Below are 26,465 nucleotides of genomic sequence, written 5' to 3'. Positions count from 1 at the left end.
CTTTATTGTAACAAACCCCTGTACATTTGGGCTGTTTAATCAGCAACAAATGTCAAAAAATAGTTGAGCCAAGTTATGAGTCTGTATGCGACCCAAGATGAAAAGAAACAAGCTGCTGCGAAAGCTGCTTTAAAGCACTTGCCTAAAGGCGGGATTTTGGGTGTAGGTACAGGAAGTACTGTGAACTTCCTCATTGAATTATTACCAGAATTGCAATTGGAAGCTGCGGTGGCAAGTTCTGAAGCGACAGCACAACGCCTTAAAAAATTAGGTATTGAAGTGGTCGACATGAATTCTGTTGGCGGCTTAGATGCTTATGTTGATGGCGCTGATGAAATTGACCGTCACATGCATATGATTAAAGGTGGTGGTGCTGCGCTGACTCGTGAAAAAATTGTCGCTTCAATTGCGAAAAAATTCGTGTGTATCGTCGATGACTCTAAATGGGTTGAGCAATTGGGTCATGACTTTCCATTACCTGTAGAAGTCATTCCAATGGCGCGTTCTGCGGTAGCCCGTAAAATTGTGTCTCTAGGTGGTGATCCAGTTTATCGTGAAGGTGTAGTCACTGATAACGGTAACGTGATTTTAGATGTTCATAACTTCAATATCTTGAATGCGCTTGAGCTAGAAAAAACCCTCAATAATATTCCGGGTGTGGTGTGTAACGGTATTTTCGCAATTAATAAAGCGGATATTGCTGTTGTTGCAACTGATAATGGTATTGAAGAACGTACTGCAGTTTAAACTTAACCCTCCTAAAAATAATCCCTCTAAATCTCCCTTTCATAAAGGGAGACTTCGAAGCCTAACTGTATAAAAGCACGGTTTTCTCCCTCCTTTGAAAAAGGAGGGTTGGGAAGGATTCTAAGAATAAAAGAAAAATGACTTTAAACAACCTACCAGAAATCAAAATTGTCCGTCATGCGCGAGCGAAGAATTTACGCTTACGTGTTGAGCCGACTCAGATCCGTTTAACTGCACCAGTATTGTGCTCTAAACGACAAATTCAAAATTTTATAGATCAGTCTGAGCAATGGCTCATTCAAACTTGGCAGAAACAACAAGAAAAAATTATTCAAATAGACAAAACTTTACCGAATGAATTGCAGCTGTTTAATTTAGATCAATCTGTTGAAATTACCTATCAAAACCAAAAGCATTGCTTTATTTTTGATGATGAAAATTTACAGCTATTCATTAGTAATCGTCAGCCTGAGCAGTATTTAAAAGCCTTCATCATTAATTACGCAAAAGAACATTTACCTATTTATTTAGAGTATGTAAGCCAAGAAAGTAATTTAAGTTTTGGAAAATGTGCAATTCGCCAGCCAAAAACTAGATGGGGCAGTTGTACTTCTAAGCATGACATTATGTTGAATAGTGGTTTGGTGTTATTTCCGAAGCATATCGCCCGTTATGTGTGCGTACATGAATTGGCACATACCAAGCATTTTGATCATAGCCCGCATTTTTGGGCGGAAGTTCACAAGCATGATGCCAATTTTCAACAGCATCGTAAAATTCTAAAAAGTAGTCCAATGCCATATTGGTGGTATTCATCATAGAATAATATTTTAATTATTAAATTTAATGAGTTGTGTTAGGTATATAAATATAAAGTTAAATCTTAACTTTTAAAATACTGTCTGAATGTTACCGCATAGAGGTAAAAATTAGTATTAAAATTTAATTTATTTGCTGGAATTTATAATGTGGAACTTAATAAAAAATGATTTATGAAAGAGTCTATTCTTTTTAGTTATCGGCCCAGTACAATGCAGTTATCATAATTATGTGAACTGGCAGGTTGCCAAAGTCGCTGTGGAGATTGAATTGGAAATTTGTATTGAAACACCAGACAAAGAGACTTGGGATAAAGCTCAGCAGGCATGCTTTAAGCGTGGATGGGACTGGGAGAGAGAAGAATGGCCTGAGTGGGATGAAGAAACGGGCAAGGATGTATGGAAAGAAGATCCTGAATTTACATTAAATAATGATAGCTGGGATGAAACTGTGACTCATCTTTGTGTGGTAGAAGGAATCTTGTGCACCAATAATATTGAAGATGGTGATCCGACGGAAGATGGCTATAAATTAATGAGTATTAAAGATTTAGAAAATCTAGACGTTAAATAATATCCCAAAAGCCTCAACTCATCATATTTAATACAAGCCCTATTCATTAATGAACTGGGCTTTTTTAATGTCTGGGAAAAGTTATGAAAGAGGTCTGATTTTAAAATTACAAAAGATAGAAAGATTTCAGTTGGTGAGAGTAAACTTGATTTACTTCCTTTTTTGGAGGCGGATATAAAAAATACGGAGCGATTTATAAATGATCTATATCAATTGTTGTGATGCATATTCATAAGTGCGATATAAATACGTATATTGGGTTTTAAGGTTAAAAACTTTAATCAGCTATCCAAAACAGTTTAGAAAACCAAAACTTCCTGTCATACTACGCAGTTACGAAATGAACACTTTAAATTTGAGGTAGTGATCGTGATTACTGTTGGTATTGTCGGTGGTACAGGTTATACAGGCGTTGAATTGTTGCGTCTTTTACTACGACACCCAAATGTGCAAGTCAATGTACTGACATCACGTACCGAAAAAGGTCGCCGTGTAGATGACATGTTCCCAAGCTTGCGTGGTCATACCGATCTTGAATATTCAGATTTAAACGTTGATGAACTAAAAAAATGCGATGTGGTTTTCTTTGCTACCCCTCATGGTGTGGCAATGAAACATGCAGCAGAACTTGTGGCAGCAAATACTAAAGTCATCGATTTGGCAGCAGATTTCCGTTTACAAGACTTAGAACAATTTGAAAAATGGTATGGTCTTGAACATGCCTGCCCAGATATTTTAAAAGATTCCGTTTACGGTTTGTCAGAACTGAATCGTGAAAAAATCAAACAAGCCAACGTGATTGGTAACCCGGGTTGCTATCCAACCACGGTACAACTGGGTCTTGCGCCATTATTTAAACAAGCTGAAGCTTTGGTAAAACCTGAAAGCATTATTATTGATGCAAAATCAGGTGTTTCTGGTGCAGGTCGTAAAGCAAGTTTAGGCATGATTTATTCTGAAAATGCCGACAACTTTAAGGCCTATGGCGTTGCAGGTCACCGTCATCACCCTGAAATTGTGGAAGCATTGGAAAATATTTCAGGTCAAAAAGGCGTGTTTGATCATATTCTTTTTGTACCGCATTTGGTTCCCATGATTCGTGGCATGCTCAGCACAATCTATGTCGATTTAACAGATGCAGGTGATGCAGCAGATTTGCAAACCTTGTATGAACAATTCTATGCCAATGAACAATTTGTTGATGTAATGCCAGCAAACAGTTCACCTGAAACACGTTCTGTGCGCGGTGCAAACCAGCTTCGTATTGCTTTGTATAAACCACAGCCGAAAAGATTGGTGGTTTTATCCGTACAAGACAATTTAGTGAAAGGCGCTGCGGGTCAAGCTGTACAAAATATGAACCTGGTGTTTGGTTTTGCTGAAAATGCAGGACTGGCAGGGATTGGTTTATTACCATAAAAAACGTTTTTCAGCTTCACACACATTTGGATTTGGATTTAAATGTGTGTTTTGAATGAATCAAAATAAGAGATGACGATGCCGAACACTGAATCAAATACTCCGTCACAACAGACAGCACTGAGTAAAAAGCTTTTTGCTAAGGGGAATTTACCTTTAGCCGTTGGGGCTGCAATTCTGGTTGCGGGTAGTGGCTTACTGGGCTATTCAGTTGGGCATCGCCAAGGTTTGACTGTTGTCGGCTATGAAGCGGATGCTGAACAACTGGTTGAAGTTGTGCAAAAGCAAAAGACTAGCCTGGAAACACTGAACAAAAATTTGAATCTGGCAGTGCAAGAGCGTGATGTTGCAGTGAGTAATTCGAATGATTTGTTTACTGCGCTGAATCAAGCCCGTGAAGATAAAGTCCAGTCTGAAGGTTTAGGGGCGATTTATCGTGAAGTGTTGCGCCAGCGTGGCGGTCTGAGCCTGACGATCCAGAATATCGGGATTAAACCTTTACCTGACAATGCTTATGAATACCAACTTGATTTGGTTCAAGTGAGTCCGAGCAAACGTAGCACCTCTGGAACTGTGGAAATACGCTTGATTCAGGGTACAGAGGTTCTGGTTGTTCCCATGGAAGACAAGAACTTTAATTTTCAAGATTCAGAGCGTTTAACTGGCCGCTGGACCATGCCTAAAGGTTTTACGCCACAATTCATTGAAGTCCGTTTAACGGGTGGAACAAGTACGCCAGTGACTAAACGTTTTAGTTGGGGCCGTGGTAAACCGATTGAGAGTCAATCTGCATTTATTTCTGAAATTCCTCAAGCAGAAGCAAATGCACAATAAATGTGAATTTTAAATCCTATGCGAATGAATAAGCGTCAAAATTGTTTAAATGCCATCAAAAGTTCTTTTCATCAATCAGGGTATGTCGATTGGCATATTAGTCCACGCTTAAGCAATGACTCGCAAGATGAATCTGAGGGTGAGATCGCGGTACAGACTGCGCCACCCGAATTAAAACGTCCACCCATGTATGCGGTTGTTTTGATGAACGACGATTACACCCCAATGGACTTTGTAATTGAAATTTTACAACAATACTTTGCTTTGAATCTTGACCAAGCCACCCAAGTAATGCTAACTGTACATTATGAAGGGAAAGGTGTTGCAGGCGTTTATCCACGAGACATTGCGGAAACGAAAGCGAACCAAGTCAATAATTATGCTCGGTCACAAGGTCATCCATTGCTTTGTCAGATTGAGCCAAAAGATTAGGGGGATTACATGCTCAGTCGTCAATTAGAAGTATCTTTACGTTTGGCTGTTAGCATGGCTCGTCAAAAGAGACATGAGTTTCTCACGGTTGAACATTTATTGTTGGCTTTACTTGATAATGACTCTGCTGTAAATGCGCTTAAAGCGTGTGGTGCGGACATTATCGTTCTTCGTAAAGAACTAGAAGAATACGTTGAACAACACACCCCTAAATTAGGCGAACATAGCGATCAGGCGCCACATCCGACTGAAAGTTTTGATCGTATTCTGCAGCGTGCGATTTTCCATGTGCAATCCAGCGGTGGTGATCGAACTGTTGAAGGTGCAGACATTCTTGTTGCAATGTACTCTGAACGTGATTCTTTTGCGGTTTACTTGCTTAAACGTCATCAAATTAATCGTTTAACTTTAACTCAATATTTATCTCACGGTACGCGCAAAGAAGAAGTGCAAGCCGAAGAAGAAGTTGAAGAGTTAGATGGTGAAACATCGGGTTCTTCAAATGCAGGACCTCTCGATTTATATACCACTAATTTGAATACCGAAGCTCAAAAAGGAAAAACAGATCCTTTAATTGGGCGTGAAAAAGAAATTGAACGTGCCGCGCAAATTTTATGTCGCCGTCGTAAAAACAATCCTTTGCTGGTGGGTGATCCGGGTGTGGGTAAAACCTCGATTGCTGAAGGGTTGGCTTGGCTGATTGTGAACGGTAAAGCGCCTAAACCCCTGGCTCATGCAGAAGTGTATAGCCTGGATATTGGTGCACTGGTTGCAGGTACAAAATACCGTGGTGACTTTGAAAAACGCTTGAAACAATTGTTGAATGCGTTGAAAAAGAAACCAGAAGCGATTCTGTTTATTGATGAAATTCACATGATTATTGGTGCAGGCTCAAGTATGGGTAGCACTATGGATGCATCAAACTTAATTAAACCTGCTTTGTCGAATGGTTCATTACGTTGCATCGGTTCAACCACTTTCCAGGAATATCGTCAAGTCTTTGAAAAAGATCATGCTTTGTCGCGTCGTTTCCAGAAAATCGATGTCAATGAGCCCTCTATTTCTGAAACGATTGATATTTTACGTGGCTTAAAATCTAAATTTGAAGATTTTCATCATGTTCAATATGACGATAAATCCTTGGTCGCAGCCGTGGAGCTTTCATCGAAATTTATTAATGATCGCTTCTTGCCGGATAAAGCCATTGATGTGATTGATGAGGCGGGTGCACAGCGCCGTTTGAAAGCAGAGGAAGATGATACTGTAATCACGGTTGAAAATATCGAAGATATCATCTCTAAAATTGCGCGCATTCCCCCGAAAACTGTATCGAAAGATGACAAGACTGTATTAAGTAATCTTGAACGTGATCTTAAACGCGTGGTATTCGGTCAGGATGATGCAATTGAAGCACTTGCTTCTGCTATTAAATTGTCGCGTGCAGGTTTGAAATCACCCGATAAGCCAGTGGGTAGCTTTGTATTTGCAGGCCCAACTGGGGTGGGTAAAACCGAAGTGACTAAACAGTTGGCTAAACTGTTAGGTGTGGAACTGGTTCGTTTCGATATGTCTGAATATATGGAACGTCATGCGGTTTCACGTTTAATTGGTGCGCCTCCGGGTTATGTTGGTTTTGACCAAGGTGGTTTGCTGACCGATGCGATTCATAAAAATCCACATTGCGTATTGCTACTGGATGAAATTGAAAAAGCGCATCCAGATGTGTTTAATTTGTTATTGCAAATTATGGATCATGGCGCATTGACCGATAACAATGGTCGCAAGTCTGATTTCCGTAATGTGATTCTTGTTTTAACCACCAATATTGGTGCGGAAAGTATTTCTCGCGCGAGTATTGGATTTATGGAACAAGACAACAGTAATGACAATAAGGATGCAATGAAGAAAGCGTTCTCGCCTGAATTCCGCAACCGTCTAGATGGTGTGATTCAATTCAATGCATTGCCAACTACGGTTATCGAAAATGTAGTGGATAAATTCTTGACTGAACTTCAAGCACAACTTGATGATAAGAAAGTGATTCTTGAAGTGGATCAAAGTGCGCGTGAATGGATGGCTGAACATGGCTATGACCGTTTAATGGGTGCTCGTCCAATGCAACGTTTGATTCAGGAACATTTGAAAAAACCGCTTGCTGAGATGATTCTGTTTGGTGAGCTTGCAGAACACGGTGGTAATGTCGCTGTTTCTGTGAAGAAAGAAAATGGCAAAGCAGTGGGCTTGAAACTTGAAGTGTTTGAAGATCAAACTGCTGAACCTGCATAATCACCTGAATGGATAAAATAACCCGTGTTCGCACGGGTTTTTTTTTTTTCTTTACTCTCATCTATCCCGACCTTCTTTCAAAAAGAGAAGGAACGAATCAAACGATATAAGAATTCATGGATATTCAAATCACCAAGGTAGTAACCACTTTTTGCCTTTTTTTTGTCACAGCAATAGCAGAAATTTTGGGCTGCTATTTTCCATATTTAATTTTAAACCAAGGGAAATCACATTGGTTATGGCTTCCAACAGCTTTAAGCCTTGCAGTATTTGTATGGTTACTGACATTGCATCCAGCAGCTTCTGGTCGGATTTATGCGGCTTATGGCGGAATTTATATTTTTAGCGCTTTAATGTGGCTGCGCTATGTTGATCAGGTGATCTTGACGCGCTGGGATATGTTGGGTGGATTGGTGGTCATACTGGGTGCGATGATGATTATTTTACAGCCCCAAGGTTTGATACGTTAGAGAACTAACGTATCAAATAGGCATGTTAAAACTGACACTCAGTGTTTTTAATGTTCATATGATAGTTTTTATTATCTGAACTGAGTTTGATTGCAACATGATATGGATTTATACGCTGGAATTCATGCTCAAAAAATAAATGACAATTTTGAATTAAATTTTGTTTAATCAGAAGTTTTACTTCTTTATCGCCAATATCTTCAGCAAATTGAGTGAAATCTGGTGTAGTGATAATGCCTTGAATATCAATATGGTCGGCATATAAACGCAATTGTTCAATCACTGTGTTTTGATCAACTTGAAAGGGCATGGTGCGAGAATCTTCATCACTGATGACATCTAAAAGTTCATTCAGCGCTTTGGTGTCTTTAATTTTATAAGTTTGATCGAGGATTTGCTTTTTAAGCAAATACTGGTCGAGTTCTGTAGCTTTGGCTTGTGCTGTGTTGACTAAAAGCAAACTGCTTAGGCATAAAACGATTATTTTTAAAGACATGGTTATAATCACTTATAAAAGTTATGTATTTATTATAGTCATTCGAGTATAAAAAAAGCACCCGAAGGTGCTTAATTTTTTAAGATTTTTCTAATCAATTAGTCTTTCTTTAAATTTTCATTCAGTAAAAATTCAACCAAAGCTTTTTGAGCATGTAAACGGTTTTCTGCTTCATCCCAAACTACTGCATTTTTATGGTCAAGCATATTTTCAGAAATTTCTTCACCACGGTGAGCAGGCAGGCAGTGCATGAACAGGCAATTTGGATGCGCTAAATCCATGAGTTTTTCATTGACCTGAAAATCAGCAAATGCTTTTTCACGAATTTTCTGTTCTTCTTCTTGGCCCATGCTTGCCCAAACGTCAGTTACGATCAAGTCGGCATTCACAGCTGCATCTTCAGAGGAATCAACAAGTTCTACGCAGTGCGCAAATTCAGACAAGAATCTCTCTTGTGGTTCATAACCTTTAGGTGCAGCAACTTTTAATTTAAAGCCCCACATATGTGCTGCTTCAATATAAGAGTTACACATATTGTTGCCGTCACCAATCCATGCAACGGTTTTACCTTCAATAGAACCACGGTGTTCTAAATAAGTTTGCATGTCAGCAAGCAACTGGCAAGGGTGATGATCATCAGTCAAGGCATTGATGATGGGTACTTTGGAATAAGAAGCAAAGCGTTCTACGATGTCATGACCAAAAGTACGGATCATAATAATATCAAGCATGCTTGAAATCACACGTGCAGAATCTTCAATCGGCTCGCCACGACCCAATTGAGTGTCGCGAGAAGAGAGGAAAATTGCACTACCACCGAATTGACTCATACCTGCTTCAAACGAAACACGTGTGCGGGTACTCGATTTTTCAAAAATCATGCCCATAACTTTACCGACAAAAGGTTGGAACACCTCATTGCTATGTTGCTTGCGTTTAAGTTCAATCGCGCGCTGCAAAATTTGGTTAAGTTCTAAAGTCGATAAATCGCGTAAGGTCAGAAAGTGACGTAGAGCCATGGTTACTCCACAATAATTGCTGAATAGAAAACAAAACAACAATTAGTTGTTGGTTGGTTAAGTGAAAGGGAATCGATTAATATACTATAAGCGAGCTGAATTGCAAAAAAACTAGACTTTTTGATGACCTTCCAAGAAGCGATCGACGCAATATTCGATGTATTCGAACGTTTCTTGATCATTTTCTTGAATTGGAAGACCCATTAAAATCCGCCATTCAATATTCCGGATAATTCCAAAATACAGTTCAGCAGAGTAAATGGGTTGTTTACAGTTAATAATACCGAGTTCATCGGCTTTTGTGAGTGCACAGGCTATTGCCATTTGAATATGTTTTGGACCTTGTTCATTAATATAAAGGGCCAGTTTTGGGCTGCGCTGAGTCTGTTCTATAATTAAACGAAAAAAAGCTGCATTTTCTGGAAGCACTAAGTGATTTTTAAGATTTATGAGGGTCTGAATTAAATAGGATCGCAGGTCATCTTCACTTTGTTCAAAGGGTACACAGATATCTTTAAAAAATTGCTCACGGCGATAATCACAAATTGCAGTGAATAAACCTTCTTTATTGCCAAAAAATTTGTAAATGGATGCTTTAGAGCCACCTGCATGATTGACGATATCATCTAAAGACACCGCATCATAACCACGTTCTAGAAATAGCTCATTTGCGCTAAGCAAAAGCGCCAGGCATCGTTCATGGCCACGTTTTGTTTGCGGTATGTCACGAGCTAAAGGTTCTAATTGAGCGAGTTCTTGCATATGGTGTATAGAGTCAATAATCAAAGAAATGAAAACATTTGCAATGATAGCAAAAATATGCACACATTTCTTAAAATAAAGGTGTTGTCTTGTTAAGTCACAATTATGAAAAATAAAAATAACACTATGTGTTTGATGAATATTTGACTAAAGTTTTAGAGTATAAGTTCTAAATAGTCATAGATATGAAGATGTTTATGGATATACTCGGAATTCGATAAGTAAAGTGAAAACTGTGGAAAGGAATATGACACAACAAATGTCTGCAGGCTTAAGATTTAGACAAGCACTGGAAGTGGAAAAACCATTACAAATTATCGGCACAGTAAATGCCTACGCAGCCATGATGGCGAAGGAAGTGGGTTATAAAGCCATTTATGTATCTGGTGCAGGTGTTGCCAATTATTCTTATGGTTTACCTGATTTAGGAATGACCAGTTTAGACAATGTTCTTGAAGATGTTCGTCGTATTACTGAACGTGTAGATACGCCATTGTTGGTGGATATTGATACAGGTTGGGGCGGTGCATTTAATATCGCTCGTACTGTTAAACAAATGATTGCTGCAGGTGCTGCTGCAGTTCATATTGAAGATCAGGTTGCGCAAAAGCGTTGCGGTCACCGTCCAAATAAGGAAATTGTGACCCAACAGGAAATGGTCGATCGTATTAAAGCTGCGGTAGATGCCAAAACTGATTCGAACTTTGTAGTCATGGCGCGTACAGATGCCTTGCAGAAAGAAGGTTTGCAAGCGGTCATTGATCGTGCCTGTGCCTGTGTTGAAGCGGGTGCAGATGCCATTTTTGCTGAAGCGATGACTGACATTACCATGTATCGTACGGTGTGTGATGCGGTAGGTGTTCCAGTATTGGCAAACATTACCGAATTTGGTGATACGCCTTATTACACGGTCGATGAGTTGGGTGAACAAGGGATCAGCATGGTGCTTTATCCACTTTCTGCAACGCGTGCAATGCAAAAAGCGGCATTGGAAGTGATGCGTTCTATCCGTGAAAATGGTACGCAAGTTAACGTATTGGACAAGATGCAACAACGTAAAGAGCTTTACGAATTCCTTGATTATCATACCTTTGAAAATACTTTAGATAAATTGTTTAAATAATTGATTCAAAATGGAGAATTAAAAAAATGGCTGAAGGAAAAGTACTCACCGGCGCGGGATTGCGCGGACAAGTGGCAGGTAAAACAGCGCTATCAACAGTAGGTAAGAGTGGTGCAGGCTTAACCTATCGTGGTTATGATGTGCAAGATCTTGCTGAAAACTGTCAATTTGAAGAAGTGGCTTACCTGATTTTCTTTGGTGAATTACCAACTGCAGAACAGCTTGCTGCTTATAAAGCCAAATTAAAATCACTTCGCCATTTGCCGCAGGCATTGAAAGAAGTATTGGAGCGTATTCCTGCGGATTCGCATCCAATGGATGTGATGCGTACCGGTGTTTCTATGCTCGGTAACCTGGAAACAGAACAATCTTTCGATATACAGCAAGATGTTGCAGATCGTATTTTGGCGACTTTACCTGCAATCATCTGCTACTGGTATCGTTATAGCCATGATGGCGTACGTATCGAAGAAAATACTGATGACGATTCAATTGGTGCTCAATTCCTGCATTTACTTCGTGGTGAAAAGCCAAATGAATTGCATGAACAAGTGATGAATGTGTCGCTGATTCTTTATGCAGAGCATGAATTTAACGCTTCAACATTTACTGCACGTGTATGCGCTTCAACATTGTCTGATATGCATTCGTGTATCACGGGTGCAATTGGTTCACTTCGTGGTCCATTACACGGCGGTGCCAATGAAGCTGCTATGGAAATGATTGAAAACTGGACATCAGCCGATGAAGCTGAACGTGAAATGCTAGGCAAGCTTGAGCGTAAAGAAAAGATCATGGGCTTTGGTCATGCAATCTACAAAGACAATGACCCGCGTAATGGCATCATTAAAATCTGGTCTGAGCGTTTAGCGAAAGATGTAGGTGATACGGTACTTTATCCTGTATCTGTACGCTGTGAAGAAGTGATGTGGCGTGAGAAGAAATTGTTCTGTAATGCAGACTTCTTCCATGCATCTGCATATCATTTCATGGGTATTCCAACCAAATTGTTCACGCCAATCTTTGTGATGAGTCGTGTAACAGGTTGGGCAGCGCATGTGATGGAACAACGTGCGGACAACCGTATTATTCGCCCAAGTGCGGATTATACCGGTCCAGAATTGCGTAAAGTGGTGCCGATTGCAGAGCGTACTGCAGCGTAAATTATAAAAGTTGTAATAAAGCCTCTTTGGAGGCTTTATTTTTTAGCTCTTTATTTTTTTAGTGTGAGTAAAACAGGATCTTCAATGCTATAGCCCGTTTCAAAAGGAATACCGAGGTATTTAACCGCGACAACGATTTTGTTGTGTTGCGGAATTTTAAATGCTTGGGAAATATTTAAATAGGGTTTATAGGCTACGGCTTTATGTTGCAGACTGCTTAATTGTGGAGTGGTGACTTTATAACGATACTGATATTCAGTGATTAAATCATCAAATCCAGAGTTTACAGATTTTTGTACGCGTGTTTTTTTCACGATTTGAACTTTAGCTGATGCTTTATTTACAGCAATTAAGGGAGTTAATCTTTTTTTAATTTTTAAAATGTCTTTATTAAATTGCGTGCTGTCTTGATCGTAATCAATTTTCTTGGTTTTAGGATTGATATAAAGCGAATTGACCTGAATGAGTTTTTCAGGCTGCTTGTTGTTTTTAAATTGATAATAGTAGAGTTGTGGCAGACGACCACGACCATCTTCATAGTGTTTGAGTAGATAGACTTTTTGGTCTTTGACATCATAACCCAAGAATTCTACATTATGAGGTCCTCCCACAGTTGCAAAACTGGCGCAGGGGAGCAGGATTAAACCGAATATAAAAGTTTTGAATTTCAACATAACTAAACTCCATCAATGAGTTTGATAATTTCTGCTGCAATATGCTGGGTTAAGACAGAAAGCCTGTGTAAAGGTGTTCCATCAATAAAATAATGAAAGTTGTGGGTTTTATTTAAGTATAAAATTGAGATAAAAAAAGTGCCTTCGGGTTTTGTTTTTGTTGCACTACCACCAGGTTTGAGTAAGCCGGTACAAGCCACAACAATATCTGCGTGAGTAAATAGTTTTTTGCCATGGATCGCCATGGCTTCTGTGACTTCGGCAGATTCGGCCGTGTATTTTTCTATAAGCTCGGCATCAATATTCAGGAGATCAATCTTGATGGAAGGATCATAACTAACCACACCACCCAGCAAAATCTCTGCACCACTGTTCTTGCAAATAGAAAATTGACTGGAAAGGTAGCCAGAGCTGGCACTTTCAATAAAGGCAATCTTTAATTGATGTTGTTCAAGTAGGTCACAACATTTTTTTAACATGATTAAAAACCCTAAAAGTTATCTCTATTTTAACTCAAATATCACTCGGCTCTGGTATTGCAGTAGAGTAGGAGAGATCAAGTTTTAAATTTTTCTACTTAATTTTTTCATTTCAAAGAATAACGTGGATTATATTTTTAGTAGTACTATTTTTGGGATTAAACTTGGATTGTTATCCATAGTGATCAAATATGGATTAATCATCCAATAAAAAACCCAGTAAAATCACTGGGTTTTTTGCATTTAAACTAAAGTTTAACTTAGTTTTCAAGCGCAGGCGTTGCAGCAGCAATTGCAGCAGCAACCGCATCATCTTCAGACTGAGTAGCAGAATTTGATTTTGATGGCGTTGCTTGAGTCGGTTTTTCTTCGGCTTTAGGCGCTTCAGCCTTCGGTGCTGCAGTTTTAGGCGTTTCAGCTTTTGGAGCTTCCGTGGTTGCTGGTTGAGTTACTTCACGACGAATTACAGTCGTTGTATTCGCAGTTTCCTGGCGTTCTATTTCAACATTTGTAGGAGTTTCAGCTTGTGTATTTTCAGTTGCATCTAATGGTTGTAATTGAACAGGTTCATTCACTTGTTCAGTTTGTTGAGTGGTCTCAACTTTTTCTTGTTCGTCTTCCTTCGGTGCTTCTTTTTTTACACACGCTGTCAATAATAAAGCTGCTGCAATAGCGCCACAAATCAAAAATTTTTTATTCATAATTGCACAAAACAAAGCATTAATAGGATGCAAGCATTATAACAGCAAATACCAAGATGAAAATCCTATAAAGTCCCTCTAATTTTTTATCGGAAATGCTGATAGAATAACCAATTGTTTGTTGTTCTTTGAATTGATGCGGAATGACTTTGCTTTATAGGTACAGAGTAAAGTAAAATTGCGCAACATTGCAGGCCGATTTAGGCTCGATTGTACGAGAAACCCAATGACCCATTTTATTTTCGTGACTGGTGGTGTAGTTTCATCACTAGGTAAAGGTATTTCAGCTGCTTCAGTTGCTGCACTTTTAGAAGCCCGTGGTTTAAAAGTAACCATGGTCAAAATGGATCCATACATTAATGTCGATCCAGGGACAATGAGTCCTTTCCAACATGGTGAAGTTTTTGTCACAGAGGATGGTGCTGAAACTGACCTAGATTTGGGTTATTACGAACGTTTCTTGCGTCGTGCGAAAATGACCAAACTGAATAACTTCACTTCAGGTCGTGTTTATCAAGACGTACTTAATAAAGAACGTCGTGGTGACTACCTTGGTGGTACTGTTCAGGTTATTCCACACATTACGGATAATATTAAAGAACGTGTTCTTCGCGCAGGTGAAGGCTATGACGTTGCGATTGTTGAAATTGGCGGCACAGTAGGTGACATTGAATCTCTCCCATTCATGGAATCTGTACGTCAGTTGATGGTTGAGCTTGGTCACAATCGTACCATGCTCATGCATTTAACTTTATTGCCATACATCAAATCTGCTGCTGAACTTAAAACCAAACCAACACAACACTCTGTAAAAGAGCTTTTGTCGATTGGTATTCAGCCAGATATTTTGATCTGCCGTACCGAATACGATGTCGATGCTGACACAACACGTAAAATTGCGTTATTTACCAACGTTCAAGCACGTGCAGTTGTGGTGTGTAAAGATGCTCGCTCAATTTACCAAATTCCACGCACCTTCTATGAACAAAATGTTGACGATTTAATCTGTGAACGTTTTGGTTATAACGATTTGCCAGAAGCTGATCTTTCAGATTGGGATAATGTAGTTGAAGCATTATTTAATCCTGAATATACAGTTCGTGTAGCAATGGTCGGTAAATACGTTGAACTTCCAGATGCATATAAATCTGTAAATGAAGCACTTTTACATGCTGGTGTTAAAAACCGCGTTAAAGTTCAAATTGATTATGTCAATGCGGAAGAACTTGAAAGCCAAGATGTGAATGAAGTGTTGAAAGATGCTGATGCAATCTTGGTTCCAGGTGGTTTCGGTGAACGTGGTACTGAAGGCAAAATGAAAGCAATTCAATTTGCTCGCGAAAATAAAGTACCATTCTTGGGTATTTGCCTGGGTATGCAACTTGCGGTGATTGAATATGCACGTAACGTTGCCGGTATTGCTGATGCGACTTCTACCGAATTTAACCGTTCAACCAAATCACCATTGATTGGTTTAATTACTGAATGGTTAGATGAACGTGGTGAAGTTCAACAACGCAGTGTTGAATCTGATCTTGGTGGAACCATGCGTTTGGGTGCCCAAAAATCAGAACTGGTTGAAGGTACTAAAACTCGTGAAGTGTATGGTAGTGCGGACATTATTGAACGTCACCGTCACCGTTACGAAATGAACAACCGTTATATTCCTGTGCTTGAAGAAAATGGCATGAAAATTTCAGGTTATTCACCAGTACAACATTTGGTAGAAACTGTTGAAATTCCTCAACATCCTTGGTTTATTGCTGTACAATTCCACCCGGAATTTACAAGTTCTCCACGTGATGGACATCCATTATTTGCTAGCTTTATTGACGCTGCTAAAAAACAGTATCAAAAAACCAAATAATGTTGCTCTAGGAATAAACTAGGAAAGTTTAAATAATGTCGCAATTAAAACCACAAGAAATTGTACGTTTAGGCGATATACAAATGGCAAACCACTTGCCATTTGTATTATTCGGCGGAATGAACGTACTTGAATCTAAAGACTTAGCTTTTGAAATTGCTGAAACTTATGTTGATATCTGCACACGTTTAGATATCCCATATGTATTTAAGGCAAGTTTTGATAAAGCCAATCGCTCTAGTTTGCACTCTTTCCGTGGCCCAGGTCTGGAAAAAGGTCTTGAGTGGTTAGCGGACATTAAAAAACATTTCAATGTACCGATCATTACCGATGTACATGAGCCTTACCAAGCTGCGCCTGTTGCGGAAGTTGCCGATATTATCCAACTTCCTGCATTTTTGAGTCGCCAGACTGACCTGGTTGAAGCAATGGCAAAAACTGATGCCATCATCAACATCAAAAAAGCACAATTCCTTGCTCCACATGAAATGCGCCATATTTTGCATAAGTGTTTAGAAGCAGGAAACGACAAACTGATTATTTGTGAACGCGGTTCGGCATTTGGTTACAACAATTTGGTTGTAGATATGCTGGGCTTCGACATCATGAAAGAAATGGATGTTCCTGTGTTCTTTGATGTAACGCATGCGCTTCAAACCCCAGGTGGTCGTGCAGATTCAGCAGGTGGACGCCGTGCGCAAATCACCACGCTTGCGCGCGCAGGTATGGCAACTGGTTTGGCTGGTTTATTCCTGGAAGCACATCCAGATCCAGAACATGCCAAATGTGACGGTCCATGCGCGTTGCGTATGTCACAGCTTGAGCCGTTCTTGGGGCAATTAAAAGAATTGGATACTTTGGTTAAAGGATTCAAAAAGTTAGATACTCATTGATGCTTTAAATAGCATCTAGTTATTCAATCAACTGAGGAATTGTTCATGAGTCAAATCGTTGACATCCGTGCACGTGAAATTTTAGACTCTCGTGGTAACCCAACCATCGAAGCAGACGTAATCTTAGAATCTGGCGTAGTTGGCCGTGCATGTGCACCATCTGGTGCTTCAACTGGTTCTCGTGAAGCTTTAGAACTTCGTGACGGTGATAAATCACGTTACTTAGGTAAAGGTGTTCGCACTGCTGTTAATAACGTAAATACGTTAATTCGTGATGCTTTAGTTGGTAAATCAGTATTCGAGCAAAAAGACATCGACAATACGATGATCGCGTTGGACGGTACTGAAAATAAAGAAAAATTAGGCGCAAATGCAACTTTGGCAGTTTCTTTGGCTGCTGCTCGCGCTGCTGCTGAAGAACAAAAAATTCCATTGTTCCAATATATTGCTAACCTTCGCAATAACTCAATTTTGACTATGCCTGTACCAATGATGAACATCATCAACGGTGGTTCACATGCAGACAATAATGTTGATATTCAAGAGTTTATGATTGAGCCTATTGGCTTTACTTCATTCTCTGAAGCGCTTCGTGCGGGTGCTGAAATTTTCCATTCTTTAAAATCAGTTTTAAAGAAACAAGGTTTAAATACAGCAGTTGGTGATGAAGGTGGTTTCGCGCCAAACTTACGCTCAAACGAAGAAGCAATTACGGTTATTCTTGAAGCGATTGGTCAAACGGGTTACAAAGCTGGTTCTGACATCATGCTTGCGCTTGACTGTGCATCTTCAGAATTCTATAAAAATGGTCAATACATTCTTGCGGGCGAAGGCAACAAAGCATTCACAAGCAATGAATTCTCTGATTATTTAGCTGGTTTGGTAAAACAATACCCAATTATCTCTATTGAGGATGGTTTGGACGAGTCTGACTGGGAAGGTTGGTCTTACTTGACTTCAATCCTTGGCGACAAAATCCAGTTGGTGGGTGACGACTTGTTCGTTACAAATCCTAAGATTTTACAACGCGGTATCAATGAGAAAGTCGGTAACTCGATCTTAATCAAATACAACCAGATTGGTACCCTGACTGAAACTTTAGATGCAATCTATCTTGCTAAAGCAAATGGTTACTCTACTGTTATTTCACACCGTTCAGGTGAAACTGAAGATTCTACAATTGCGGATCTTGCAGTAGGTACAGCAGCGGGTCAAATCAAGACCGGTTCACTTTGCCGTTCTGACCGTGTGGCTAAATATAACCAATTGCTTCGTATTGAAGAATTGACTCATGCTGCATATCGCGGTAAAGCTGAATTCAAAGGTTTGAACTAAGCGACTAATGCGATTTATGTTAAGTATATTTAACTCCGCTGCGAGTAAAGTATTATTGGGCCTTGCGATCATTTTGATCGCAGGGTTTCAGTACTTATTCTGGTTTGGTGAAGGTGGTTATCATGACCATCAAAAACTGGCCCAAAAAATTCAACAACAAACAGAAATAAATACGGAATTAAAAGAACGTAACCGTGTTTTAGCTGCTGAAGTCTATGATTTAAAAAATGGTATTGAAGCCATTGAAGAACATGCACGTTTAGATTTAGGTCTTGTTAAGCCGCGTGAAACTTTTGTACAAATGAGCATGATTGGTACGCACTATAAACCGATTTATATCGACCCAAATGCTAAAGTCGATTTAAGAACAAATGAAGACGACACTGGAGCATCAACAGCAAATGCGCCATAAAATTTGGGTGGTTATTCCTGCTGCGGGTTCTGGAAGTCGTTTTTCTAAAACTGAACTTAAACAGTATCAAATGATTCAAGGTCAGACTGTATTAGAACATACGGTGAACCGTTTGAATGATTTGCCACTTTCAGGTTATGTCTTGGCAATCAGTGCAGATGATTCGGTTGCAAAAACATTGAATTTTACTCAGCCTGATAAAGCTCATTTTTGTGTCGGTGGGGCAGAACGGGTTCATTCTGTTCTGAATGCGTTGACTTATTTAAGCCAGATTGCTTCACCTGATGATTTGGTCTTTGTGCATGATGCTGCACGTCCTTGTGTTACCCAAGATTGTTTGAATCGTTTAGTGAATACTGCAATACAACAGCACTGTAGTGCGATTCTGGCAATTCCTGTGCGTGATACTTTAAAATTTGTTGAACAAGAAAATAATATTGATAAAACTGTAAGCCGTGATTATTTATGGCAAGCACAAACACCGCAAATTTCAAAGTTAGGCATATTGAAGTATGCGATTGAAAAAGCGTTGCAGGATGGCATCACGATTACGGATGAAGCCAGTGCTTTGGAGTATGTGGGTGAGCCAGTAAAAGTGGTGCAGGGTCGTTCAGATAATATTAAAATCACCTATTCTGATGATTTGGAACTGGCCAAATTGATTTTATCCTCACAAAAATAAAATAAAAAATGGCTTCAGATGTATTATCTCTAGAGCTTTAAATTTATACTTTGCCATCGCATTTAAACACTCAAATATTTCAAATGATACCATCATCTCAGTATCGTTTTTTACGTCACTCTTTACGTGATGGTAGAAGCATTAAACATGATTCATCCAGATGGACTAGATTGCATTTAGATCCATGGTTACTTTGTTTTCTTTTATTGAATTCAGTGCTGGGATTGATGGTGGTCTATAGTGCAACCATGCAAGATAGCAGCATGGTCATCCGCCAAGCCACAAGTTTCGGTGTCGGCTTTATCATCATGTTTCTCTGTGCACAAGTTCCGCCAAAAGTCTATCAGGCAGCAAGCCCTTATTTTTATATACTGGGCATTGTGCTGTTGGTACTGGTGCTGATCATTGGTGATACCCGTTTGGGTGCCAAGCGTTGGCTAACCATCCCGGGTATAGGTAGTATGCAGCCCAGTGAGATTATGAAATTTGCCATGCCGTTAATGATGGCTTGGTTTTTTTCTCGTCGTGCTTTTCCTCCTACATTCATGCAGATTGCCATTGGACTCATGTTAATGATGTTTCCTTTCGTATTGGTGGCTTTGCAACCTGACCTGAATATTGGACTCATTATTCCCGGTATTTTTGCTTTATTTCTTTGTGGGATGTCGTGGCGCCTCATTTTGGGTGCATTGACGGCACTGGCGGTGGCAGCACCTCTTATTTGGATGTTTTTATTACAGACCTACCAAAAGAAACGGGTTTTAACTTTGTTTGATCCAGAGTCAGATGCGTTGGGCGCAGGTTGGAATATTATTCAGTCCAAAATTGCCATTGGTTCTGGCGGCTTAACCGGTAAAGGGTATTTGACCGGGACGCAGTCGCATTTGGGTTACTTGCCTGAACATCATACTGACTTTATTATGTCGGCCTATGCTGAAGAATATGGCTTTATCGGGGTGTTTTTATTATTCAGTCTTTTTGCGGCCATTATTATTCGTTGCTTAATGATTGGGTTGAATAGCTTCCATAATTTTGGTCGTTTATTTGCCGGCACCATTGGATTGACATTCTTCTTCTTTGTATTTTTAAACTCGGGCATGGCGAGCGGTATTTTACCCGTCACTGGAGATCCATTGCCGCTGATGAGTTATGGTGGTTCAGCTGTTATTTCATTGCTGGCAAGTATGGGTATTGTGATGTCGATTCATACCCATCGTTGATGAGTTGAAAATATTATAAATCCAGCTATAGATCTGATCGTTATTTTCTAATAAATGATAGTGTTAAAAAAACCCTCAATCGAGGGCTTTTTTGTTTAGGTGAAGAGCCAGGTGTAGTAACCCCAAAACATCAGTGGCCATGCCAAAAATGGACTAAATAACCATTTCCATAACCAAAACTTTGGAATAAAACCTACACCGTGAATAAAGCCACCTGAAATACCGATCATGATATACATCATGGTACGGTGACTATATTCACCATTTGCATCTAGCATCATAGCTGGATGAATCAATAAAACGGCTGCAAGCGGCAATGCCAACAAAAATGAAATGGCCATTGCAAACTTGTTCGGCTTTTTGGTCTCTGTTGTTATTGCAGCTTCAGTCATTTTCTATTCCTCATCCAGATCTTGATGGTGTTCAATGTAAAGGGCGCTGAGTACACCTGCAAAACACGCCATTAAAATTCCAAGAATCCAAGCGAAATACCACATATTTATTCTCCTGACACACAAGCCTAGTAAAGGCTGTGTGAATTATCCTGAACGTGTTTATTGGTGATTACACCCCACATTTTGTAGTAACACCAAGTGGTGTAACACAAGATTAGTGGTACAAAAATACAAGCTGCCACAGTCATTACAGTAAGTGTGTTTTTACTAGAAACCGCATCCCACATGGTCAAGCTGATGGCTGGATTGAGGCTTGATGGCATTAAGAATGGGAACAATGCAAAACCAGCAGTTAAGATTGAACCGATGACAGCAAGACTCGAACCGAGGAAACTGAAGCCAGCTTTGTTTTTACCTGCAGCAAGCACCACGATGATGCCGCCAAGAATACCCATGATTGGCGCAATCATAGTAATTGGATAAGTAGAGTAGTTGTTCATCCAGCCGTGGTTGCCATTGGTAAGCACTTCTTTGGCTAATGGATTGGCAGCCGCATTGGTATCAAATGGTTGTACCAAGGTATAACCTTCAATACCTCCGAAGTATAACCATGCACCTGCACCCAAGAAGCATGCCAAAAACACCATGCCCATGATTTGAGTTGCTTTGGCAGAACGTGCACGTAAATCACCATCGGTACGAAGCATCAGCCATGCACCACCATGTGCACACAGCATTGATAAGCTGACTAAACCGCAAATCACTGCAAATGGATTAAGCAGGGCAAAGAAGCTACCTGTGTAGGTTGATCGCACAGTTTCATCTAGGGTAAATGGAACACCTAAGAACATGTTGCCGAACGCGACACCAAACACTAACGCTGGCACAGCACCACCGACAGCTAAACCCCAATCCCAAGATGTACGCCATTTTGTATTTTCTAATTTGGAGCGATAGTCGAAACCGACTGGTCGTAAGAACAAGGCGAACAAAACTAGAAGCAGTGCCCAATACATACCAGAGAAGGCGGTTGCATAAACCATTGGCCATGCAGCAAACAGTGCGCCGCCGGCAGTAATAAACCAAACTTGGTTGCCGTCCCAGTGTGGGGCAATCGTATTGATTGCCGCACGACGTTCATCATCATTTTTACCTACGAATGGCATAATTGCCATTGAGCCCATGTCGAAACCATCGGTGAGGGCGAAGCCAATTAGCAATACGCCAACCAATACCCACCAGATAATTTTGAGAAGTTCATATTCGATCATGATTGAGCCTCCGCAGCAGCGTGGTTTTGAGCATCATCTTTTTCAAAATGGTATTTACCAGTATGTAAAGAACTTGGACCCAAGCGAGCAAACTTGATCATTAAGTACATTTCGATAATCAGAAGTACTGTATAGAATGCTGCAAGTGCAATGATTGAACCCCAAATGTCACCAGTGCTTAAGCTTGAAGCAGATAGGTGTGTAGGTAAAACCTCACCAATCGTCCACGGCTGACGACCACCTTCTGCCACATACCAGCCAGTTTGTGTAGCGATCCAAGGCAATGGAAGCCCGTAAAGCGCAAATTTAAGTAGCCAAGGTTTGTTCTCTGCATTGCGTTTAGCCACTGCATAAGTTGCAAGGATAAACAGAAGCAGCATCAAGAAACCGGAAGCAACCATGGCACGGAACGAGAAGAACAGGGCAGTTACGTTAGGAATAGTATCTTTGGTTGCTGCTTTGATGTGCGCTTCAGAAGCATCTACGACATTTGGTGTATATTTTTTAAGAAGTAAGCCATAGCCAAGGTCTTTCTGATTTTCTTTGAAAGAAGCCATAAGCGCTGGAGAACGGTCGCCTGCACGAAGTTTTTCAAGTTCACCATAAGCAGTCATACCATTGCGGATACGGAGTTCATGTTGAACCATTAGGTCTTTAAGACCGGTCACTTCTTTATCAAGAGAACGTGTCGCAATAATACCCATTACATATGGAATTTTGATGGCGTAGTCAGTGCGTTGTTCTTCCTGATTAGGAATACCAAACAATGTGAATGGTGCTGGAGCAGGGTGTGTATCCCATTCTGCTTCAATTGCAGCAAGTTTGGTTTTTTGCACATCACCTAACTCATAACCCGATTCATCACCCAATAAAATTACAGATAATGTAGAGGCTAAACCGAAGATGGCAGCGATGGCGAAAGAACGACGTGCAAATGGAACATCGCGTTTTTTCAACAAGTAGAAACTTGAAATTGCCAGAACAAAGATTGCACCAGTGACATAACCTGAAGATACAGTGTGTACAAATTTAACCTGAGCTACCGGGTTGAAAATCAAGGCACCGAAGTCAACTAACTCCATACGCATGGTTTCAAAGTTAAACTCTGCACCTACAGGGTTTTGCATCCAGCCATTCGCAACCAGAATCCAGAGTGCTGACATATTGGAACCGAGAGCAACCAGCCAAGTCACACCTAAATGCTGGACTTTAGAAAGTCGATCCCATCCGAAGAAGAATAAACCAATAAAAGTTGATTCCAAGAAGAATGCCATCAGGCCTTCAATCGCCAGTGGAGCGCCGAAAATGTCACCTACATAGTGAGAATAGTAGGCCCAGTTTGTACCAAACTGGAATTCCATGGTTAAACCAGTGGTCACCCCTAAAGCGAAGTTAATACCGAAGAGTTTGCCCCAAAATTTAGTCATGTCTTTATAGATTTCTTTACCGGAAATCACATAGGTGGTTTCCATAATGGCAAGAATAAAAGCCAGACCAAGAGTAAGAGGTACAAAAATAAAGTGATACAACGCGGTCATTGCAAATTGGAACCGCGAAAGATCGACCACGCTTTCAGAAATCATCAACGTGTCTCCTTGATTTGGGAAGGACTGCCGGCGATACGCTCGGCAACTTGAGAGTCAAAATTTTTGGGAATAGTGGGGGCGTCGAACCAGATATGTTTAATCGTCAACAAGAGAGCAATCTTAATTATTAATATGATTGTTATCTCGCGAACTAATCGTTGATTAAAATCTTTGGGTATTAAGCTCATACAAATAAGCCTATTTTTAAAACATAATGGATATTATTAAACAAAAAGTAACTAAAAATAAATAGATTAAACAGTTAAAATAAAAATATATTATTTAAATTAATAAAAACAATAACTTGTTTGTTTTATATGTTAAAAAATAAACTAATATTTATTTGCTTTAAAGTAGACTAAAAAGCTTTGTATTAATGTTTTTAATCCCAACTAAAATGGTCGTGTATTATATTTGAAGTTGACTAAAGCAGTTAAGTATTGTATTTAAATCCGACCAAAACAGTCGTATATAATTAAAAAAATATTTATTAAATGAGATTGATTCATATTTTAATTAAAATTAAAGAACTTTTAAAAAAGAGAATAATAGGGTTGTGGAATTAAATATTCTATTCATCAAAGCTGTTATGAAAATTTAGTTTAAATAAAAAGACCGCCCTCAGGCAGTCTCATGTTGGAGATTTTGAATTTTAGAATTTGATTTCCATACCTAAACCGTAAACACTTTCATCAGCGTTACCTTTTTTAGGTGAGTTATCCCATTCACGCTGAATTGCGTTAGCAAACAATTTGGTTTGGCTGTTTAATTTGTAATCTGCTCCAATACCCCATTGGTCTACAGAGCTATCACCCGAGGCACCACCCAGTACTGCATAGTCAGTATCAGCTTGTTGATATTGGGCTTTAAAAGTCCACGGTGTATTTGCAAGTTTGTAAGTTGCAGAGATTAACCATGCATCTTCTTCTACTTTGTTATAGTCACCTGCATAAGCTTCATTAACTGCTGGTGTAGCCGGATTATCGAGAGTTAATCCTTTAAGATTGGTATAATCTGAAATCTCAGCAGTTTGCCACATTGCACCTACAGATAAACCGGTAGCACCAATTTTACCTAGGTCGAAAGAACCACCTACACGGATTGCATCAGCAGGAGCATTTGAGATACCGACAGCAGCGAAGTCGCCTACAGATTTGAAGTTTCCTGCAATCACGCCTTCGAAGCCTAAATCTTTATTGGCATATGAAAGTGAAGTAGAGATACCATCACCAATGCTGTCACGTGCTCCATCAGTATATTTAGTTGTTTCAGTGGTAGACTCACCTTGTTGAGCTTGAAGTGCAAATACTAAACCACCCATCAGTTTAGGATCGGTTTCAATCCCAATGACATTTTCTACACGCTCTTCACCATACATCATTTCTTTGATGTCAGCATGTGCGTAGTCATTAAATACGTCACGGTATCCACCAGCAGCGTCTTTAAATGGGGTATCTATAATACCTGCTTTTAATGTACCTACATCAGCCCACTTTAAACCAGCGAAGATATTACGTTTTTTAAATACGTCATCACCACCATCTACATCTACTTCCCATTCGGCTTGGTAAATAGCAGCAAGTTTATCAGTCAGTTTTTCTTCACCTTTAACACCAAGACGTGAAGCATTGGAGTTTAATTCAGTGACTGAATCTGTACCATTATCATAGCTGTCAACACTTACATTCAATTTACCATATACAGTTGGTGCTGCTTGTGCTGCACTCATCCCCATAGCCGCTACTACAGTAGCGAGAAGCAATTTTTTCATTGAGATTTCTCCAAAACACGGTTCTAAATGGCATTCGCCTTACTTAACACTTCTTTTTAGTTTGCTTAAGTACAAAAAGTTACAGAAGCTCACCAACTTGCTATGCAGTATCTGTAATCTTTGTGACAAAAAAGTGAATGACAAATGACAGTTTGATGACGCGTTTAGATTGATCTTTAAACTAAATATTTCTTTTTTATTCTGTATTTATAAAAAAATGGAGCCAAAGCTCCATTTTTTGAATTCATTTTAAATCAAAGTGCGGCTTTAATTCTTTCCGCCAAGGCTTGAATTTTTTCTTGATCACCCATGTGTAAAGCATGTTTGCCTAATTCATGAACCGAACTTGGAATGAGGTGGAAATGTACATGCGGAACAGTCTGACCAGCAGATGCCCCTGAAAGTTGCATCAGTACAATACCTTTTACTTCAAGTGCTATTTCCATCGCTTGCGCAACTTTTTGCACAATTTGAATGGTGTAAGCAGCAGCGTCAGGAGGTAGATCAAGCAATGTTATAGCAGGTGTTTTAGGGATGACCAGCGTGTGACCTTCAGCTTGAGGCATGATGTCCATAAAAGCGAGAACTTGATCATCTTCATACACTTTAATTGCAGGAATTTCGTTGCGGATAATTCGTGCAAAAATATTTTGATCATCGTAAAGCATGTCTAATCCTTGAAAGTGATTGTGTACTGTAATTATTTACAGTTCAATTCTTTCTGACGATCTTTGATGGCGTCAAGTCGTTGTTGCTCTTTTTCTGAAAATTTTGGTTTAGTTGTATAGCAATTATCATTGCCAAACTTCGCCTTTGCATCCGGGTCTTTAAAGCAAAAACCTTTAGATGCGTAAATGACATCATGGTCATTTTTCAATTTTTGACATTCTTGCTCTGGCGTTGCTGCAAAAGCACTTGCCCCAATAAAAGTTGCAACACTAGCAAAAATTGCAACACTTAACTTAGTCATGAGAGTTTCCTCTGTAAGAACATTGTGTATAACACATAATCACAATATTAGGTTTCGTTATCATTA

The 26,465-nt window shown here is 39.6% G+C and carries 30 protein-coding genes; 16 read left to right on the top strand and 14 right to left on the bottom strand.

The window, feature by feature from the left end; all coding sequences use genetic code 11:
* Positions 1 to 75 precede the first annotated feature (75 nt).
* The 8 genes from rpiA (at position 76) to HLH14_RS05005 (ending at position 7,580) form a co-directional block, all read left to right on the top strand.
* On the top strand, positions 76 to 747 hold the full coding sequence (gene rpiA / locus HLH14_RS05040; protein WP_067724695.1) for a ribose-5-phosphate isomerase RpiA: 672 nt from the start codon (positions 76 to 78) through the stop codon (positions 745 to 747).
* Positions 748 to 884: 137 nt separating this feature from the next.
* Positions 885 to 1,568 (top strand): M48 family metallopeptidase, encoded by a 684-nt coding sequence (locus tag HLH14_RS05035; RefSeq protein ID WP_067724697.1) that lies wholly within the window; start codon positions 885 to 887, stop codon positions 1,566 to 1,568.
* A 229-nt stretch (positions 1,569 to 1,797) separates the two neighbouring features.
* Positions 1,798 to 2,139: a hypothetical protein gene (locus HLH14_RS05030; protein WP_067724699.1), complete on the top strand. Its 342-nt coding sequence runs from the start codon at positions 1,798 to 1,800 to the stop codon at positions 2,137 to 2,139.
* 363 nt (positions 2,140 to 2,502) lie between these two features.
* Positions 2,503 to 3,558, top strand: a complete 1,056-nt coding sequence (gene argC, locus HLH14_RS05025; protein WP_171255194.1) for an N-acetyl-gamma-glutamyl-phosphate reductase — start codon at positions 2,503 to 2,505, stop codon at positions 3,556 to 3,558.
* A gap of 78 nt (positions 3,559 to 3,636) precedes the next feature.
* Positions 3,637 to 4,392: a DUF6776 family protein gene (locus HLH14_RS05020; RefSeq protein WP_067724703.1), complete on the top strand. Its 756-nt coding sequence runs from the start codon at positions 3,637 to 3,639 to the stop codon at positions 4,390 to 4,392.
* Between the two features lie 18 nt (positions 4,393 to 4,410).
* Positions 4,411 to 4,824, top strand: a complete 414-nt coding sequence (gene clpS / locus HLH14_RS05015) for an ATP-dependent Clp protease adapter ClpS (protein WP_067724705.1) — start codon at positions 4,411 to 4,413, stop codon at positions 4,822 to 4,824.
* Between the two features lie 9 nt (positions 4,825 to 4,833).
* A complete protein-coding gene (clpA, locus tag HLH14_RS05010; protein ID WP_067724707.1) occupies positions 4,834 to 7,110 on the top strand; it encodes an ATP-dependent Clp protease ATP-binding subunit ClpA in 2,277 nt (758 codons plus the stop codon).
* A gap of 116 nt (positions 7,111 to 7,226) precedes the next feature.
* Positions 7,227 to 7,580, top strand: coding sequence for a YnfA family protein (locus HLH14_RS05005; RefSeq protein WP_067724709.1), 354 nt, complete (start codon positions 7,227 to 7,229; stop codon positions 7,578 to 7,580).
* A gap of 25 nt (positions 7,581 to 7,605) precedes the next feature.
* On the opposite strand, the gene HLH14_RS05000 is transcribed toward HLH14_RS05005, so the two are convergent.
* From HLH14_RS05000 to HLH14_RS04990, 3 genes are all read right to left on the bottom strand, one after another.
* Positions 7,606 to 8,076, bottom strand: coding sequence for a hypothetical protein (locus HLH14_RS05000; RefSeq protein WP_067724711.1), 471 nt, complete (start codon positions 8,074 to 8,076; stop codon positions 7,606 to 7,608).
* Between the two features lie 98 nt (positions 8,077 to 8,174).
* Positions 8,175 to 9,095: an ornithine carbamoyltransferase gene (gene argF / locus HLH14_RS04995; RefSeq protein ID WP_067724713.1), complete on the bottom strand. Its 921-nt coding sequence runs from the start codon at positions 9,093 to 9,095 to the stop codon at positions 8,175 to 8,177.
* Positions 9,096 to 9,206: 111 nt separating this feature from the next.
* A complete protein-coding gene (locus tag HLH14_RS04990; protein ID WP_067724792.1) occupies positions 9,207 to 9,857 on the bottom strand; it encodes a TetR/AcrR family transcriptional regulator in 651 nt (216 codons plus the stop codon).
* Between the two features lie 247 nt (positions 9,858 to 10,104).
* On the opposite strand from HLH14_RS04990, the gene prpB reads away from it, so the two are divergent.
* Positions 10,105 to 10,980 carry a methylisocitrate lyase gene (gene prpB, locus HLH14_RS04985; RefSeq protein ID WP_067724715.1) on the top strand — a complete coding sequence of 292 codons (876 nt, stop codon included), beginning with the start codon at positions 10,105 to 10,107 and terminating at the stop codon, positions 10,978 to 10,980.
* Positions 10,981 to 11,006: 26 nt separating this feature from the next.
* On the top strand, positions 11,007 to 12,143 hold the full coding sequence (gene prpC / locus HLH14_RS04980; RefSeq protein ID WP_067724719.1) for a bifunctional 2-methylcitrate synthase/citrate synthase: 1,137 nt from the start codon (positions 11,007 to 11,009) through the stop codon (positions 12,141 to 12,143).
* A gap of 50 nt (positions 12,144 to 12,193) precedes the next feature.
* Here prpC and HLH14_RS04975 read toward each other — a convergent pair whose 3' ends face one another.
* The 3 genes from HLH14_RS04975 to HLH14_RS04965 form a co-directional block, all read right to left on the bottom strand.
* A complete protein-coding gene (locus HLH14_RS04975; protein ID WP_067724720.1) occupies positions 12,194 to 12,817 on the bottom strand; it encodes an aminotransferase in 624 nt (207 codons plus the stop codon).
* A gap of 2 nt (positions 12,818 to 12,819) precedes the next feature.
* Complete coding sequence (locus HLH14_RS04970; protein WP_067724722.1) at positions 12,820 to 13,296, bottom strand: CinA family protein; 477 nt, start codon at positions 13,294 to 13,296, stop codon at positions 12,820 to 12,822.
* A gap of 260 nt (positions 13,297 to 13,556) precedes the next feature.
* A complete protein-coding gene (locus HLH14_RS04965) occupies positions 13,557 to 13,997 on the bottom strand; it encodes an internalin (RefSeq protein WP_067724724.1) in 441 nt (146 codons plus the stop codon).
* Between the two features lie 226 nt (positions 13,998 to 14,223).
* Here HLH14_RS04965 and HLH14_RS04960 point away from each other — a divergent pair, with 226 nt between their 5' ends.
* The 6 genes from HLH14_RS04960 to rodA all read left to right on the top strand — a co-directional run bounded on the left by HLH14_RS04960 (position 14,224) and on the right by rodA (position 20,406).
* Positions 14,224 to 15,864, top strand: coding sequence for a CTP synthase (locus HLH14_RS04960; protein ID WP_067724726.1), 1,641 nt, complete (start codon positions 14,224 to 14,226; stop codon positions 15,862 to 15,864).
* Between the two features lie 35 nt (positions 15,865 to 15,899).
* Positions 15,900 to 16,757, top strand: coding sequence for a 3-deoxy-8-phosphooctulonate synthase (gene kdsA / locus HLH14_RS04955; protein ID WP_067724728.1), 858 nt, complete (start codon positions 15,900 to 15,902; stop codon positions 16,755 to 16,757).
* 45 nt (positions 16,758 to 16,802) lie between these two features.
* A complete protein-coding gene (gene eno, locus HLH14_RS04950; protein ID WP_067724730.1) occupies positions 16,803 to 18,092 on the top strand; it encodes a phosphopyruvate hydratase in 1,290 nt (429 codons plus the stop codon).
* Between the two features lie 16 nt (positions 18,093 to 18,108).
* Positions 18,109 to 18,504 (top strand): septum formation initiator family protein, encoded by a 396-nt coding sequence (locus HLH14_RS04945; protein ID WP_067724732.1) that lies wholly within the window; start codon positions 18,109 to 18,111, stop codon positions 18,502 to 18,504.
* Entirely contained in the window at positions 18,494 to 19,186 is a 693-nt protein-coding gene (gene ispD, locus HLH14_RS04940) for a 2-C-methyl-D-erythritol 4-phosphate cytidylyltransferase (RefSeq protein ID WP_235940466.1), read from the top strand. The genes HLH14_RS04945 and ispD overlap by 11 nt, the downstream gene beginning before the upstream one ends.
* 83 nt (positions 19,187 to 19,269) lie before the next feature.
* Positions 19,270 to 20,406, top strand: coding sequence for a rod shape-determining protein RodA (gene rodA / locus HLH14_RS04935; RefSeq protein ID WP_067724736.1), 1,137 nt, complete (start codon positions 19,270 to 19,272; stop codon positions 20,404 to 20,406).
* A gap of 95 nt (positions 20,407 to 20,501) precedes the next feature.
* On the opposite strand, the gene HLH14_RS04930 is transcribed toward rodA, so the two are convergent.
* From HLH14_RS04930 to HLH14_RS04895, 8 genes are all read right to left on the bottom strand, one after another.
* Positions 20,502 to 20,798, bottom strand: a complete 297-nt coding sequence (locus HLH14_RS04930; protein WP_067724738.1) for a cyd operon YbgE family protein — start codon at positions 20,796 to 20,798, stop codon at positions 20,502 to 20,504.
* Between the two features lie 3 nt (positions 20,799 to 20,801).
* The gene (cydX, locus tag HLH14_RS04925) at positions 20,802 to 20,903 is read right to left on the bottom strand and encodes a cytochrome bd-I oxidase subunit CydX (protein WP_002120988.1); all 102 of its coding nucleotides are present in this window, start codon (positions 20,901 to 20,903) and stop codon (positions 20,802 to 20,804) included.
* 23 nt (positions 20,904 to 20,926) lie between these two features.
* Positions 20,927 to 22,072 (bottom strand): cytochrome d ubiquinol oxidase subunit II, encoded by a 1,146-nt coding sequence (cydB, locus tag HLH14_RS04920; protein WP_067724740.1) that lies wholly within the window; start codon positions 22,070 to 22,072, stop codon positions 20,927 to 20,929.
* Positions 22,069 to 23,655, bottom strand: a complete 1,587-nt coding sequence (locus tag HLH14_RS04915) for a cytochrome ubiquinol oxidase subunit I (RefSeq protein ID WP_067724742.1) — start codon at positions 23,653 to 23,655, stop codon at positions 22,069 to 22,071. The genes cydB and HLH14_RS04915 overlap by 4 nt, the downstream gene beginning before the upstream one ends.
* Positions 23,655 to 23,846 carry a cytochrome oxidase putative small subunit CydP gene (gene cydP, locus HLH14_RS04910; RefSeq protein ID WP_067724744.1) on the bottom strand — a complete coding sequence of 64 codons (192 nt, stop codon included), beginning with the start codon at positions 23,844 to 23,846 and terminating at the stop codon, positions 23,655 to 23,657. Before cydP ends, HLH14_RS04915 begins: the two co-directional genes overlap by 1 nt.
* 464 nt (positions 23,847 to 24,310) lie before the next feature.
* Positions 24,311 to 25,429 carry a porin gene (locus HLH14_RS04905; protein ID WP_067724746.1) on the bottom strand — a complete coding sequence of 373 codons (1,119 nt, stop codon included), beginning with the start codon at positions 25,427 to 25,429 and terminating at the stop codon, positions 24,311 to 24,313.
* Positions 25,430 to 25,683: 254 nt separating this feature from the next.
* On the bottom strand, positions 25,684 to 26,097 hold the full coding sequence (locus HLH14_RS04900) for an HIT family protein (RefSeq protein WP_005247210.1): 414 nt from the start codon (positions 26,095 to 26,097) through the stop codon (positions 25,684 to 25,686).
* Positions 26,098 to 26,129: 32 nt separating this feature from the next.
* Positions 26,130 to 26,399, bottom strand: coding sequence for a YARHG domain-containing protein (locus HLH14_RS04895; protein ID WP_067724748.1), 270 nt, complete (start codon positions 26,397 to 26,399; stop codon positions 26,130 to 26,132).
* Positions 26,400 to 26,465 lie beyond the last annotated feature (66 nt).

Source organism: Acinetobacter terrae (assembly GCF_013004375.1).
GTDB lineage: Bacteria > Pseudomonadota > Gammaproteobacteria > Pseudomonadales > Moraxellaceae > Acinetobacter > Acinetobacter terrae.
Note: the sequence above shows the minus strand (reverse complement) of the source record. Positions and strands in the feature narration are given on the sequence as shown.